Origin of the sequence: Mesosutterella multiformis, from assembly GCF_003402575.1 — a bacterium.
GTDB lineage: Bacteria > Pseudomonadota > Gammaproteobacteria > Burkholderiales > Burkholderiaceae_F > Mesosutterella > Mesosutterella multiformis.
Window position 1 is genome coordinate 1,222,220 of sequence record NZ_BGZJ01000001.1, and the last position, 13,805, is coordinate 1,236,024.

Annotated in this window: 15 protein-coding genes and 1 tRNA gene; 10 read left to right on the forward strand and 6 right to left on the reverse strand. The window is 56.7% G+C overall.

Features of this window, described 5'->3' with window-relative positions:
• The first annotated feature begins 31 nt into the window (after positions 1–31).
• Positions 32–289 carry a hypothetical protein gene (locus tag M4NBBH2_RS05675; protein ID WP_116270055.1) on the forward strand — a complete coding sequence of 86 codons (258 nt, stop codon included), beginning with the start codon at positions 32–34 and terminating at the stop codon, positions 287–289.
• Between the two features lie 196 nt (positions 290–485).
• Here M4NBBH2_RS05675 and M4NBBH2_RS05680 read toward each other — a convergent pair.
• The 5 genes from M4NBBH2_RS05680 to M4NBBH2_RS05700 form a co-directional block, all read right to left on the reverse strand.
• Positions 486–579 (reverse strand) — tRNA-Ser (locus M4NBBH2_RS05680).
• A 103-nt stretch (positions 580–682) separates the two neighbouring features.
• On the reverse strand, positions 683–1,798 hold the full coding sequence (locus M4NBBH2_RS05685; protein WP_116270056.1) for a M20 family metallopeptidase: 1,116 nt from the start codon (positions 1,796–1,798) through the stop codon (positions 683–685).
• A gap of 96 nt (positions 1,799–1,894) precedes the next feature.
• Positions 1,895–2,392, reverse strand: coding sequence for a YjiG family protein (locus M4NBBH2_RS05690; RefSeq protein ID WP_235005553.1), 498 nt, complete (start codon positions 2,390–2,392; stop codon positions 1,895–1,897).
• A gap of 17 nt (positions 2,393–2,409) precedes the next feature.
• The gene (locus M4NBBH2_RS05695) at positions 2,410–3,111 is read right to left on the reverse strand and encodes a nucleoside recognition domain-containing protein (protein WP_116270057.1); all 702 of its coding nucleotides are present in this window, start codon (positions 3,109–3,111) and stop codon (positions 2,410–2,412) included.
• Between the two features lie 388 nt (positions 3,112–3,499).
• Positions 3,500–5,968 carry a heavy metal translocating P-type ATPase gene (locus M4NBBH2_RS05700; RefSeq protein WP_116270058.1) on the reverse strand — a complete coding sequence of 823 codons (2,469 nt, stop codon included), beginning with the start codon at positions 5,966–5,968 and terminating at the stop codon, positions 3,500–3,502.
• Between the two features lie 108 nt (positions 5,969–6,076).
• On the opposite strand from M4NBBH2_RS05700, the gene M4NBBH2_RS05705 reads away from it, so the two are divergent.
• From M4NBBH2_RS05705 to M4NBBH2_RS05735, 7 genes are read left to right on the forward strand one after another with little or no spacing between them, the layout of a single operon-like run.
• Entirely contained in the window at positions 6,077–6,517 is a 441-nt protein-coding gene (locus M4NBBH2_RS05705; RefSeq protein ID WP_235005552.1) for a MerR family transcriptional regulator, read from the forward strand.
• Between the two features lie 27 nt (positions 6,518–6,544).
• Positions 6,545–6,904 (forward strand): hypothetical protein, encoded by a 360-nt coding sequence (locus M4NBBH2_RS05710; RefSeq protein ID WP_116270060.1) that lies wholly within the window; start codon positions 6,545–6,547, stop codon positions 6,902–6,904.
• The gene (locus tag M4NBBH2_RS05715; protein WP_116270061.1) at positions 6,904–7,125 is read left to right on the forward strand and encodes a hypothetical protein; all 222 of its coding nucleotides are present in this window, start codon (positions 6,904–6,906) and stop codon (positions 7,123–7,125) included. Before M4NBBH2_RS05710 ends, M4NBBH2_RS05715 begins: the two co-directional genes overlap by 1 nt.
• 20 nt (positions 7,126–7,145) lie before the next feature.
• Positions 7,146–7,697: a hypothetical protein gene (locus M4NBBH2_RS05720; protein ID WP_116270062.1), complete on the forward strand. Its 552-nt coding sequence runs from the start codon at positions 7,146–7,148 to the stop codon at positions 7,695–7,697.
• A complete protein-coding gene (gene tadA / locus M4NBBH2_RS05725; RefSeq protein ID WP_116270063.1) occupies positions 7,697–8,611 on the forward strand; it encodes a tRNA adenosine(34) deaminase TadA in 915 nt (304 codons plus the stop codon). The genes M4NBBH2_RS05720 and tadA overlap by 1 nt, the downstream gene beginning before the upstream one ends.
• Before the next feature lie 2 nt (positions 8,612–8,613).
• Positions 8,614–9,642, forward strand: coding sequence for a S66 peptidase family protein (locus tag M4NBBH2_RS05730; RefSeq protein ID WP_116270064.1), 1,029 nt, complete (start codon positions 8,614–8,616; stop codon positions 9,640–9,642).
• A 20-nt stretch (positions 9,643–9,662) separates the two neighbouring features.
• Positions 9,663–11,585, forward strand: a complete 1,923-nt coding sequence (locus tag M4NBBH2_RS05735) for an ATP-binding protein (protein ID WP_116270065.1) — start codon at positions 9,663–9,665, stop codon at positions 11,583–11,585.
• On the opposite strand, the gene M4NBBH2_RS05740 is transcribed toward M4NBBH2_RS05735, so the two are convergent.
• Positions 11,575–12,258 (reverse strand): response regulator transcription factor, encoded by a 684-nt coding sequence (locus M4NBBH2_RS05740; protein ID WP_238691377.1) that lies wholly within the window; start codon positions 12,256–12,258, stop codon positions 11,575–11,577. The two genes, M4NBBH2_RS05735 and M4NBBH2_RS05740, sit on opposite strands and share 11 nt — an antisense overlap.
• Before the next feature lie 180 nt (positions 12,259–12,438).
• Here M4NBBH2_RS05740 and M4NBBH2_RS05745 point away from each other — a divergent pair, with 180 nt between their 5' ends.
• Both M4NBBH2_RS05745 and M4NBBH2_RS05750 read left to right on the forward strand, forming a co-directional pair.
• Positions 12,439–13,440 carry an IS30 family transposase gene (locus M4NBBH2_RS05745; protein WP_116269340.1) on the forward strand — a complete coding sequence of 334 codons (1,002 nt, stop codon included), beginning with the start codon at positions 12,439–12,441 and terminating at the stop codon, positions 13,438–13,440.
• Positions 13,441–13,490: 50 nt separating this feature from the next.
• Entirely contained in the window at positions 13,491–13,763 is a 273-nt protein-coding gene (locus tag M4NBBH2_RS05750) for a hypothetical protein (protein ID WP_116270066.1), read from the forward strand.
• The last annotated feature ends 42 nt before the right edge of the window (positions 13,764–13,805 follow it).

A 13,805-nucleotide genomic window follows, 5' to 3' on the forward strand; every position in this document is an offset into this window, starting at 1 on the left:
GCCCTGAGACCTGAGTCAGAAAGGATGGAATATGGAAAACAGCAAGATTGTTGACGCCGAAGCGGAAGACGGCGCTTCCTACCGAGAGACGCTTTCCAATTTCGGCGGCTATCTGTCCCGGGACAGCAGCTATGGTGATCAGGAAACAAGAGCCATGCTGGAGCGGGTATTGAAGAATCAGGAGTACATCATCAGCCGCCTGATCCGTGTCGAGACCCGTCTCTTCAAACTGATGCAGGCTGAAGGTGTCAGACCGGACGGCACAATATTCAGGACGGATAAGAGCTGAACCGCTGTTTCTTCTGAAAGTCCCGCAGCCCCCGTATTCCTTTCCAGAAACGGGGGCAATGTTTTGCCTTTTTTTCTCAGAGAGAGCGTGATGTGCTTCCATCTATGCGAGACGGAATAAACAGAAATCGCGTTTGAAATCAGATATTCAGACAAAGAAAAACCCCGAAGGATTAACCTTCGGGGTTTGCGATTCCTGGCGGAGAAGGAGGGATTCGAACCCTCGAGACCAGTTATATTTGATCTGCACCCTTAGCAGGGGTGTGCCTTCAGCCACTCGGCCACTTCTCCGAAAGCGAGGAAATTAATCGTCGCTAGAGACTATGCATTCTACAAGAAGTTGCGCATTATTTCAAATAAAAAATTAAATCCTGTGACGCATAAGTCATTTCTGTCAGATCAGCGAGTAAACATTCGCCTGCATTCGGATACGTTCTTCCACCGTATCAAGCTGCAGATATTCACGCTCAGTGTGGAGTCCCGATCCGGCAGGACCGCAGCCATCCACCACGGGAACTCCGCTTTCCGCGATGTGGTTTCCGTCCGAGCCGCCGCCCGCATCGACCCACTCAGCAGTGAAGCCGGCCTTTTCGGCCGCCTGATTCACAATGCCGACTAGTTCCTTTGTGGCGTCGGAAAGAGGCATGGCGGGAAGGAATGAGTTGCGCTTCAGCTCGCAGGTCACCCCTTCAACCCAAACCTTCTTCGCGGCTTCCTGGATCTTCTGATCGAGCCACCTGCCGTCTTCGTCCTTCCAGAATCGGGTATCAATTTCAACGCGGGCGAGATCCGGGATCGCGTTCACGATTTTTCCGCCTTCGATGATGCCAGGGTTCACGGTCGTCCCGCGCTCGAAATCGTTGTACTGATAGATCTCACTGATAAATCTCACCAGAGCGATGTTGGCGTTATGGCCTTCCTGAGGATTGTTGCCTGCGTGAGCTGAAAGCCCGTGGAAAGTGACGGTGTAGAAGGCAGAGCCTTTTCTGGAACGGACCAGGGCGCCGTTTGCGCGGGCCGGTTCACAGATCAGAACGCGATCCGCTTTTTTGCCCTGAGCGAGAAGCCATTCAGAAGACCAGGGTGAAATCAGCTCCTCATCCGGGTTGCAGCAGACGAGGATCGAAAGTCGGTCAATATCTTCCTTACGGGCGGTTTTGATGCCGTAGAAGATAGAGAGAACCCCAGCCTTGCAGTCGAGACATCCTGGACCGTAGGCCTTGACATCATCAAACCGGAAAGGTCTCGCGGCAGCCGTTCCGTCCGGGAAGACCGTGTCGAGATGAGCGTTCAGCATGATGTCATAGTGATCGGCTCCGGGGCGGTTGGTCGCGAGGAGAGCCTTCCCGCAGTCCGGCGACAGATCAACAAGCTCTGCATGGAATCCGATTGATTCATAGTGCCGTTTCATGATTTCAGCGGCTTTTGTAACGCCAGCCGCGTTTCTCGTTCCCGCGTCGATGTTGACGAGTTCAGCGAGGTCTTTCAGGAAATCCTGTAGGATTGTCATTTCTGCTCCTTCAGCTATGCCTTCTTGCTGTCAATAAGAAAAAACCGAACGGGGAGAGAACTCCGCCGTTCGGCTTATTGTAGAGATACCTGAACCTCAGGATGCGAGCACGATAAGCCGCATGACCCAAAGGGAAAGAATTGCGACGATGACCGGGACCGTCATGATGATCGGGACCATTTTGCCGGACACACCGATCACGCCGAGAACGCGACCGAGATACTGGACCTGAGATCCCATCAGGAAGATCGCAGGAGTCAGGATGGCGAGATCCGTGCCATTCAGCGCTCCGGATGAATGAAGTGCAATCGCAGTACCGACACCGCCGCCCGCGGAAAGCCAGGCGCCGAGGAGCACTACGATGGCTTTTCCGGGCAGACCGAAGATCTCCATCACGGGGCCGCAGGTATTACCGACGAGCGTGAGGATTCCGGTGATATCGAGTGCCTTGATGATGACAAAAGCCATCACAACATTCGGAAGCATCGAGCCGATAGCGATACCCCAGCCCTTTTTAGCGCCGCGGACAAACACGTCCGTCACAATTTCCTTTCTTTCAGGCTGCACCGCGGCCGCCATTTTTTCTTCTGTCATTTTTTTTTCCTGTCTGATCAAGAGGCGGATTTTTTGCCGGAGAGGAAGAGGTAGAGCCTCATAATCCAGGCGGCAACCACTTTCCCAAGCAGCTCTATCCCGAGCCCGACGCCGAGCGCAATCGGAAGGAGAGGTTTTCCGTCAGGCCCCATCAGCGTGAAGAGGACCGCGTCTGAGGCGAGGAAACTTCCGATACCGGCACCCGCTGTCTGCTGGAACGTGGCGAAGATGGTGACTTCTTTTTCAGTCAGTTTTCCTTCGTCCTTCAGCTGACGGGTCATGGCGGCGCCGCCGTCAGAGGACTGGAGTGAGGCGATCAGGGCGAGACAGGCGCTGCCCGGAATGCCAAGGAGACCGCGGAGGATCGGGGTGAGGAGCTTTCGGGCAGCATCCAGCGCGCCATAGTGCTCACACACCGTCACCATACCGATTGAGAACATGATGGTCGGAATCAGAGTGAGGGCAAAACAGAATCCATCAATGGCGCCGGATCCTCCCTTGCCGCGGAAGTTTCCGAGGACGGTCTGCAGCGTGCCGGCGTCATTCATGACAGCCGTCTGCACCACCTTGCCCCAGGTGCCGTTCAGCGTGATGAAGTCAAAAATTCCCCACCAGTGATTCGAAGCGAACGCGCCGGAGAAAAACACGCAGGCAAAAATCAGCGAGATGTAAGCGCCGATCCCAACCTTCTTTTCAGGCTGGATCAGTTCATCGGACATATCGAGAGCTCCTATTTTTGTTAAGTAATCTGCCGGTCATGTCGCTCGGGCCTGTGCCGGCAAAGGGTTTTCCCGAAAGAGAAGCCCGAATTCTAGCAAAGAGATGCCAAAACACCAAAATTATTTGATGAATTAAATATTTCAGGTAATTGAAAAATAAAAAATTTTTTAAACTTGAGTAGTTATTTAAGTAATATCAGAGTAATGAATTCTTCATCATGATTTCTTCTGTTTATGAAAAAACACAGAGGAATCAAAGCTCTCGGGTGGTAGAAAAAAGAGGTAGATCATGACGTTTTTTTTGGGGGTGACGAAGCCGGGGAAAAATACGAAAAAACCGGAGCGTCTTCCCGAGGCGCTCCGGTTAATGAAGTGATGTCAGGAAAGATCAGGCAGCGGCACTGAGAGGAGAATCCTCAGCCACTTTTTCCGTACGGGTTTCCGGGCGTTCAGATTCCATATCGCTGTGGATTCCCGGCGCCGCGCGGAGAAGCCGCATGCCGTTAGCCACCACAATCAGCGTGACGCCGGTATCCGCGAACACAGCCATCCACATGGTGGCAAGGCCCGCGAAGTCGAGCACGGCGAAGACGATCTTCACGGCGATCGCAAATGCGATGTTCGCGACGAGGAACCGGTAGGTTTTCGCTGCCAGCCGCTTAAAGAAAGCGATCTTTCCGATGTTGTCATCCATCAGCATGACGCTCGCGGCCTCAATTGCCGTATCAGTGCCTTTGACTCCCATTGCGAAACCGATATCAGATGCCGCGAGAGCCGGAGCGTCGTTGATGCCGTCGCCCACCATAGCGGTAAGACCGTCTTTCTGAAGGCTGCCGATTTTCTCGAGCTTCTGCTGCGGAAGGAGCCGGGCTTCAGCGTGATCGATTCCGACAGAGGCCGCAATCGCGCTGGCCGCCCGCTCGTTATCACCTGTCAGCATCCAGGGCGTCATTCCGGCGGCCTTAAGGTCAGCAATGGATTCACGGACTCCGCTCTTCACGGTGTCAGCGACTCCGAACACAGCAACCGGTCCGAAAAGGTCAGCGAGTACCGAAACAGTCTTGCCTTCAGACTCAAGCTTCCGGACGGCTGCCTGATAGGCGGGGCTTCCGCCTTTGACAGCGGCCGGAGACACCAGTTTCAGCACCGCGCGGCCGACCTTCGCTTCCACTCCGGCGCCTGGAATCGCCTTCAGGTCTTCTGCCGGGCTGCCGAGCGACTTAGCTTTCCTCGCGGCATGCGTGATAGCGGTGGAAACCGGATGGTCAGAAAGCTGCGAAAGGGCAGAGGCGCGTTCCAGAGCCGCGGCTTCAGAGAGCTTCGGAGACACAGGGATCACGTCTGTGCAGACCGGACGTCCAGTCGTAATGGTGCCGGTTTTATCCAGTGCCACGTTCTTCAGAAGACGCCCTTCCTCGAGATACTTGCCTCCCTTGATCACGATACCTTCACGCGCCGCGCAGGCCAGTGATGAAATGATTGTGACCGGGGTCGAAATAACAAGAGCGCAGGGGCAGCCAATCACCAGGAGCACGAGACCCTTGTAGATCCATTCCATCCAGGGAGCTCCCGCGAAGAGCGGCGGCAGCGTCGCGGTCAGAATAGCTGCCGCGAAGACAATCGGGGTGTAGTAAAGCGCGAAACGGTCGACAAACCGCTGTGTAGGAGCCTTCTTCTGCTCGGCATCCTCGACTGAGGCGATAATCCGGGCGGCGAGCGTGTCAGAGGAAGGTGCTGTAACACGGATTTCCAGCATTCCGGTGGTGTTAACCGTGCCAGCATAGACATCGCTTCCCGGGTGCTTGGAGGCAGGCACAGGTTCGCCCGTGATCATCGACTCATCCGCGGAAGAGTCACCCTTGATGACCCGCCCATCGAGACTGATCCGTTCGCCAGCCTTGACCCGGATCTGATCGCCTATCGCGACGGATTCGACCGGAACCGTTTCCCACCCCGCGCCGCGTTTTACTTCAGCGGTCTTCGGGACGATCGAAAGGAGCGACTTCACAACGCTGCGGCTCTTCTCAAGGCAAAGCTGCTCGATTCCTTCCGAGATCTCGAAAAGCGCCATGACCATAGCGCCTTCCGCCCAGTTGCCGGTCAGGATCGCGCCGATCACCGCAAGCGCCATGAGGGCGCTCATATTGAATTTGAAGTGGAAGAACGAAATGAGGCCGCGCCGGAAAGTTGAGACGCCTGAAAGCGCTACGGAAATAACCGCGAGAAGCAGCCCGATCAGGTCCGGCGCGCTGAAGCCATGCCCGAAAACCGTGAGGGCCGGGCCGCCTGTCGGAGCAAAATCCGGAATCAGCTCAGCCGCGAAGGCAAGCACCAGCGCGGTGCCGAGTTTCTTCCATGGAATTGAGGTCTTGACCGGATCAGAAGACTTCCGGAGCGCGAGCTGCGCTGAGTACCCGGTGCCGCGGATGACATCGAGGATCTCAGGCGCGCGGTCGCGCGCCACCGGGAACGTAATCGTCCGGCGCCGGGTATCAAAGACTCCGTCCGGAATCTCAGGGTGAGCGGAAAGCGCTTCCTCAATTTCTCCGGCTTCCACCGCGCAGTCCATCTCAGGCACGAGAATGACGATCTGTTCTGAACTGCTCTCAGGAGAGACCGGAAGGATTTTCCCGGGATGGCCGGCCCGGTCAAGGGCGGCAAGAATGTCCTCATCAGGCACCGACGCGGTTCTGACTTCCAGTGTCCGGCGCGCCGTATCCGCGGCAATGGAGCGGATGCCGCTGATTTTTTCAAGTTCTGCCCGGATTTCTCCTTCCTCCACCGGGCAATCCATATCCGGAACGGAAAGCCGGATCAGCCTCTCTCCGGTCTTCTCTTCTGTTCCTGAATGAGCCATGACAGGCCTCCTCTTTGAATGGTTTCATGTTTGTTATGATTAATTAAAAAGCCTGTAGTTGCTACAGGGTCAAGAGTTATTGAGTGAACAGAATTAAGGATTAACCCTATGAGAATCGGAGAACTGTCGCGTGAGACCGGGGTTCCGGTTGAGACGATCCGCTATTACGAGAAAGAGAGGCTTCTTGAGCCCCCGATGCGCCTGCAGAATAACTACCGCTCCTACGGTGACCGGCATCTTGCGAGGCTTCGCTTTATTGCTCACTGCCGGAAACTCGATATGAGTCTTGAGGAAATCCGTGAGATTCTGAATTACGACAGCAGTAAGCCGGAGGAGGCCGGGCATATTCACGAGCTCCTTCATCGGCAGATTGAGGCGGTGGATGCCAGAATCCGGGCGCTGACAGAACTTCAGACAAAGCTCTACGAGCTTGAGCACAGCTGCCACGGTCATACGCAGGGACATCAGTGCGGCATCATTCAGGAGCTTTCTGCCCCCGAGGCGGGGAGGAAACCGGACGCGGGATCCATTAAACTCGCACACGGCTAATTTACTTATTGGACACTGAGTCAAAAGATGGTTCATTTCACGCCGCTTCAGGTCATCCTGAACATTGTGATCGCGCTTCTCGCGGTCGCCCTGCCTACCTGGGTTCTTTGGATTGTGGGAAGCAAGATCCCGCCCGTGCTTACCTGTGAGGGACGGAAGAGCGGGTTTGCCGGTTCCCTGCCGTTCTTTACGGCGACGCTCGTTTTCTTCTTCCTCTACTGGGTCATCATGACGGCGGTTGACGCCGCTCAGGCCTACCGCTTTATCCTGATGTCGGTGGACTACACACCGCTGCAGATTCTGATGCCGATGATTCCGGATGTGCTGTTCGTCCTCATTTTCGGCTGGGTGATCGTGCGCCTGACGATGAAGCGTGCCCCCGGGTAGTGGCTGAAGCGGTGGCTGTCATCTGGGTGCTGGGTCCGATCGGAACGCTGGGGTCGTTCTTCTTCTACCAGACACCCGACCTCAATGTGACGGGGCTCTTTGCCTCATTCTTCTACGCGCTCGCCGCGACGGTTTACCTGGTGTTCTCAGACCGTGTGGCGCTGACCTACGGAACCCGGCGCGGCCGCTCGCTGAGACCGCTCAAGGTTTCCGCTGAATAAAAGAAAAGGAGGAAAGAAGCATGAGTTATGCCGGTTCATTTCAGATGTGGCTTGGCGTTGCGATCCTGATCGGACTGCTCTTCATTCTCGTGGTGAGTCTGAAGAACAGTGCCGCGAAGGTGGATGCCGGACGCACGGATCTTGAACGCTGGCACGGCAGCGTGACGGGGTGGTTCCTTGCGCTGGTGGCCCTGATCGTCTTTATGGCGTTTCAGAACCTCGTGCTTCTCGTTGTCCTGATTTCCTCTCTTGGCCGCCGTCTCTCGATGGACAGCACGAGCGGAATGCTGGCTGTGCGTTATATCCTTCCCGCTTTCCTCTCGTTCCTTTTCTACACGCTTTCGATCTACTTTATTGTCTGGGTGCGGAAGACCTGGGTTCCGAAAATGGCTTCCGCGCTGCTGTGGCTCGCGGGCCCGGTAGTGTCGATCCCGGCCTATGCGCTTTTTGGCATGCAGCCGGGGCCGGCTGACTTCGCGATCCCATCCGGGGTTGCGGTGATCGGCACGGTTTATCTGCTCTTCTCCAAACGTTCCCGCGCGGTGTACCGTGTGCCGGCAGGAAAGATCTGATGGCTCCGCTCCCAATGCCCGAGCGGGCTGATGCCGCGGACGCTTCCCGCCTTGTTGAACTCTCGGTGAGACGCGGCTGGCCTCTCGCGTCGCTCAGGAAAGCCCCGTTTGAAGACCGCCACGCGGTGCTCGCCGGGTTCGCTCTTTATGCGGAGGCGGGGAAGGGGGACGCGGCGGACGCCGCGAAGAAGTTCCTCGCCGGAGCCGGGAGTTTCCTCTCCGGAACGCCTGAAGAACTGATGGAACTCGCTCTGGAATACGGATGGCTCGCGCCGGATGGCGCCGCGAACTTTACGGTGGGACCAGGAGCGACGAAGCGGGGGCTCGAAGCTGAAATTGAATTTGCGGAGACGCTTCGTGCGGAACGCCGGGAAAAGATCCGGGGGCAGCTTCAGGCGAAGAACCGTGAAGTGAACGGCCCGGCAGCCGGGTTTGAGCCGGCGCTCGAAGAAGACGTCCGCTTTATGAAAGAGGCGCTCATTGAAGCCCGTAAGGCGGAGCCTGAAGACGAAGTGCCGATCGGCGCCGTGGTTGTGCTGGATGGTGAAATCATCGGGCGGGGACGGAACGCTTCAGTGCACGGCTGTGACCCGACAGCGCACGCTGAAATCATGGCGATTCGCGACGCAGCGTCACGCGTGCGGAACTACCGTCTTGACCGGGCGACGCTCTACGTGACGCTTGAACCCTGCCCGATGTGTACGGGGGCTATTGCTCACGCCCGCATCGCCCGGGTGGTTTTCGGAGCGTCGGATGAAAAAGCCGGCGCTTTTGGTTCAGCCACGTCACTCTCAACGGATCCTGCGCTTCAGCGTCGGATCCGCGCGACGCATGGCGTCTGCGCGGCTGAAGCCGCAGCGCTTCTGCGGAATTTTTTTGATTCGCGGCGGACAGCCCGCGAAGGGGAAATCTAGTCATGCAGTCTCTCAGACCGAAAGTCGGTCTCATCACGCCGAGCAGAACCTATGTGATGGAGGATGACGCGGCGGAGCTTAATACGGAGCGTCTCGCCGGCTGTGTCACCGGGCTTGAGGATCTGGGATTCACCGTGGTGCGGGACGCCGCGGGATTCAGAAACTGGCGCCGCTACGGCGGCACAGATGCGGAACGTGCGGCAGAACTGAAGCAGGCGCTTCTCGACCCGGATCTGGATCTCGTGCTGCCGGTGAGAGGCGGCTACGGTATGACGAGACTCCTTCCGACGCTTGACTTCCGGAGGATTGCCGAACGAAAGCCCCTCGCAATGGGGTTTTCTGACTTTACAGCGCTGAACCTCGCGCTTTTCTCAAAGGCCGGGCTTGCCTCCTGGCAGGGACCGATGGCGGGAGGCCTCGCTCCCGGATACCGGACGCACGAATCCCAGATCGCGTTTCTTGAGGCGCTGACCTCCGCATCCTGGCGTCAGGAATGGAATGCCGGCGCATCTGACGCGGACACGGAGCGTGAGGGCGAGATCTGGGGCGGAAACCTCGCGATGGCAGCCTCACTCATCGGCACTCCGTGGTTCCCGAAGCCTGAACAGGTGAAGGGCGGGATTCTGTTCCTTGAGGATGTCGGTGAGCCCCCGTACCGGATCGACCGGATGCTGCTGCAGCTTTGGGAGGCCGGCGTGCTTGGAAGCCAGTCCGCCGTGGTGTTGGGCTGCTTCACGGATGCTGACCGCCATGTCACAGGAGACCTCGACCTGAGACTGGAGGACGTGCTTTCAGACTTCAGAGAACGGCTCGCTCGCTCTGGCGTCGCCATGGTGACGGGGCTCCCGTTCGGCCACATCCGGAAACTCTCCGCGGTGCCGGTTGGGGTGAAGGGGACCCTGAGGGTGAAATCGGGGCGGGCTGAGCTGTCCGCGGACTCGGTGCCCGTCATCGGCCGCGGGCGCGACCTTCTGCAGGCGTCGCTCGACGCCGTCAGACATACGGTTTCTGAGGCTTCCGCCCCGCTCTGAACGGAAAAGGATACTGACTGATGGGTGCCCGTTTCAGCGCCTTCCGCCTTGCGGTGCGAAGGATTTTTTCTGAATCGCTTCCCGGGGCTGTGCTCGGGAAGCGTACCTCCCGCGTGATCAGCCAGCAGCTCGATCAGGCGATGCGGGTGATGTCTGTGGCGCTGATTGCCCAAGGGGCAGGCGCCGCGCTTCTCATCGCGTCGCTCTGGAGTGCCGGATCGCATGCGCTCCTTATCTCCTGGGGCATTGTGGTGATCCTCACGATCATTTTTTCGATCGAATACAACCACCTTTTCTTCGCGGATAAGAACCGCGTGGCCCGGATCCGCGGCTGGATTCGGGTTGGAATCGCGCATAGCTTCGTTACCGGTATCACCTGGGGTTTCGCGGGGGCGGTGTTTCCGTCACTCGGAAGCGAATACACGCTCGCGGCGTCGGTTTCCGCGGTGATCGGCGTGGCGCTCGGGAGCTGGCCTTTCTACGCGATGTGGCTCCCGGGGCTCGCGATCTTCACGTTCCTCGCGCTTTTTCCGACCGGTCTCTCGATCCTGCTTAATTACTTCCATACGTCGCAGGGCTTTGTCGCTATCTTCTTCTTTATCGTGATCGGCGTAATTCTTTACTCGGGGCGTCGGCTTCACGACCTGATTCTTTCCTCCATTCTCACGGAAACCGAGAACCGGAAGCTGCTGCAGAAGCTGGCCCGGGAAAGGAATGCCGCGGAAGCCGCCCGCCGTACTGCGGTGCGCGAGGGGCAGAAGCGTCAGGAATTCTTCCGTGCAGCGAATCACGATCTCCGGCAGCCGCTGCAGGCGATGGCGATTTACCTGCAGATTCTGAAGAAGAAGGCCCCGGCCGATATTGCTCCGGTTGTGCAGCAGCTCTCGCTCTGCGCGGGATCCATTTCAAACCTCGTGGAGCAGATTCTGGAAGTGAGCCGGATCACGGCGGATACGCTTGCGATTCAGCGTGAACTCGTGCCGATCCCGGAGTATTTCGAGAAGCTGCGCCAGGAGTGCGATCCGATCGTCAGGGCTCGAGGCGGCACTTTCGTGATCCGGCCGCTTGACTACAAGATCGACACGGATCCGGCACTTCTTTCACGCGTGATCCGGAACCTCGTGAATAACGCCTTCAAGTATTCGGATAAAGAGCATCCGATCGTGATTCTCGCCGCCCGCCGTCGGGCGAAAGGGCTGATTCAGATCTGTGTCTACGATAACGGGCCTGGCATCAGCCGCGAAGACCGGGAAAAGATCTTCCACTCGTTCTATCGCGGGGAGGCCGGCAGGAAGGCGGAAGGGTTTGGTCTGGGGCTCGCTATTGTGAAGGGGATCTGCAGCCGGCTGGGAATCGGTCTCTCCATGGGGTCGCTTCCTGGGAAGGGATCGGTTTTCAGACTGCAGCTCGGAGCCTCAACGATTACAGAGCCGCTCGCGCTTTCGCCTCGCGGTCAGGTGAAGAAAACGATTGAATTCCGTGATATTCCGGCCCGGATTCTTTATCTCGAGGACAACCGTACGGTGTCTGACTCCGTGAAGGCGCTGCTGGAATCCTGGGGAGCGACTGTCCGTGTGGCTCCGTTCCTCGATGACGGGCTGCTGGAGGAGATGAAGACCTTCAAACCTCAGATCCTGCTCACCGACTTTGATTTCGGAGAGGGAGCGCCGAACGGTATTGAGTCCTGCCTGAAGCTCTCGCACGCGCTGAAGACATCTGTCCCGACCGTGATCCTGACAGCGGTGCCGGAAGACATGATCGAGCGCGAGTGGCAGAAGCAGCTCCCGCACCGGGCGCTTGCGGAGATGCCTGAAATTCTGCGGAAGCCTGCGGATGAAGAGAAGCTGAATGGCGCGCTCTGGCGGATGTTTGAAGCAAAGGGACCGGATTTTGCGGCCCCTGCGGGATCCGCTCAGGTGTCGGATCCGGCTCTTAAAGGTTGATCTTGTAACCCGCGCGGTGCGCGGCAATCAGGGCTTCGGTGCGGTTCCGCGCGCCGAAAGCCCGGTAGATCGCGGAGACGTGAGTTTTCACGGTGCCTTCTGAGAGACTGAGATTCGTGCAGATCCGCTTGATCGGGTTGCCCTTCGCGAGCTCCCGGAGCACATCCATTTGCCGGGGGGGCAGCGTTGGAGCGGAAGCCATGCGCCCCGCAATACCTTCACCGGCCTCCGCGAAGAATCCGCGGCGCTGGCTTTCTTCAATGATCTTCGAAGGCAGATAGACGCCGCCCTTCAGCACAAAGTGAATCGCGGTGAGGAGCAGATCCGTGTCGAGCGTCTTCGGGACAAATCCGGCGGCACCAAGCGACAGCGTGTTCATTACGCTTTCACGGTCTGTGACACCAGAGAGCACGAGAATCTTAAGTGACGGTTCCTCACGCACAAACTCTTCAAGGAGGCTTGTGCCGACAACCCCAGGCATGGAGAGATCGAGAATCAGGAGATCAGCTTCCGGGGCATGGCTGTGAACGAGTTTCCGCGCGTCATCCACGGAATTCGCCGTGAACACTTCCGAGTCGGGATTTTCACTCGTGAGAAGCATGGATAGCGCTCCGGTAATGAGCGGCTGGTCATCGACCACGAGGAAGCAGAGCTTATCGGAAGCATCGGACACGGAAAATCTCCTTTAAACATCAAATACGGGAGTGAATTCTAGCCGGATAACCGGGGGTTCGCTCTCACCCGAAACTTAAATGTAGGCGAATTATCACTTCAAGTGCAAAGCCTGAGAAAAGAATAGTGGCCCATAAAGCTTCCATAATAGAGATTGTCAAGATAACTATAGAGGGAGCTCATGAGCCACTATCATCATCTTACTCTTCGGGACAGAGTATTTATTTCGGCTTTAACGATTTCAGGCAAATCCCTGTCTGAAATTGCATGTGCGATTGGGAAAAATGTTTCTACGATCTCCCGCGAACTGAAGCGAAACAAGGCTGTATCGGCCCAGGATGGGGCTTCAGCTGCCTATGATCCCTGTGCCGCGCAGGCCCGATATCAGAGACAGAGAAAGCATTGCGGAAAGAGAAACATTCTGAAGTCTGACTCGTTGCTGACAAGGATTGTCTCAAATCTGCTGGTTAAGAAATTCTGGTCTCCGGAGCAGATTCAATACCGTCTCAGAAAGGAGCTGCCGAATCTAAGGATCAGCGCCACGACAATCTACCGAGGAATCAATTCTGGCTTTCTGGATCGCTTTGTGGATGGCCGAAAGATGTCCCGACACCTGCGACACCACGGTAAAACGCGTCACCGTAAAGGCATGACCGAGAGGCGAGGAAAGATCCAGATCACTCACAGCATTGAAGAGCGACCCCTGGAAGCTCAGAACAGATCTCGCCTGGGGGATTGGGAAGGCGATACCGTCATCGGAAAAAAGGGCGGAGCCTGCCTCACGACTCTGGTCGATAGGAAGTCCGGCTTTCTCTGTGGCGGGAAAACCGCTTCCAAGACTGCGGCCGATGTGTCTGCCGTAATTGAGAAATCTCTGTCAGATAAGGATCTGCGTACGATTACCGTAGATCGCGGAAAAGAATTTTCCTGGGCTGAAAAACTGGAGAAAGATCTCAGAACCAAAGTGTATTTCTGCTTGCCTCATCATCCATGGGAGAAAGGAAGTAATGAAAATACAAACGGACTTCTTAGAGACTTTTTCCCAAAAGGAATGAGTATCGATAAAATTTCTCAGGCAGAAGTTCAGAAACGGTTCAATGCTCTGAATTTCAGACCCAGAAAACGTCTCAATTGGAAGTGTCCGGCTGAAGTCTTTTATTCAGTAACTTTGCACTTGATTTGATAATTCACCTACTTAAAATTTACTGTATTCATTCTTTCGGAGTACTGGCTGTGCCGCTGAATCCCGCTCAAATCGCGCTTCTTATGGCGAGGCTCCCCGCCGCGAGCCAGCAGGCGCTCGAGTTCCTGGCAAAAACCAAGGGCAAAACACCTCAGGAGGTGTTTGAAGAGTGCCTTCGCGAGTACATTGCCGGCCGGGTGCCTCAGGTCGACGTGTCGGCCGCGCTGTCGACGACAAAAAACGTCATGTATAACTTCGGGTTTGCCTTTGGCAGGATCCGAAGTCTTGCCAGGGCCTGGCAGGACCGGAACGACAAGGAGTAAAGAAAAAGGGCGGTTATATATAACCACCCTTTTTCATTGGGT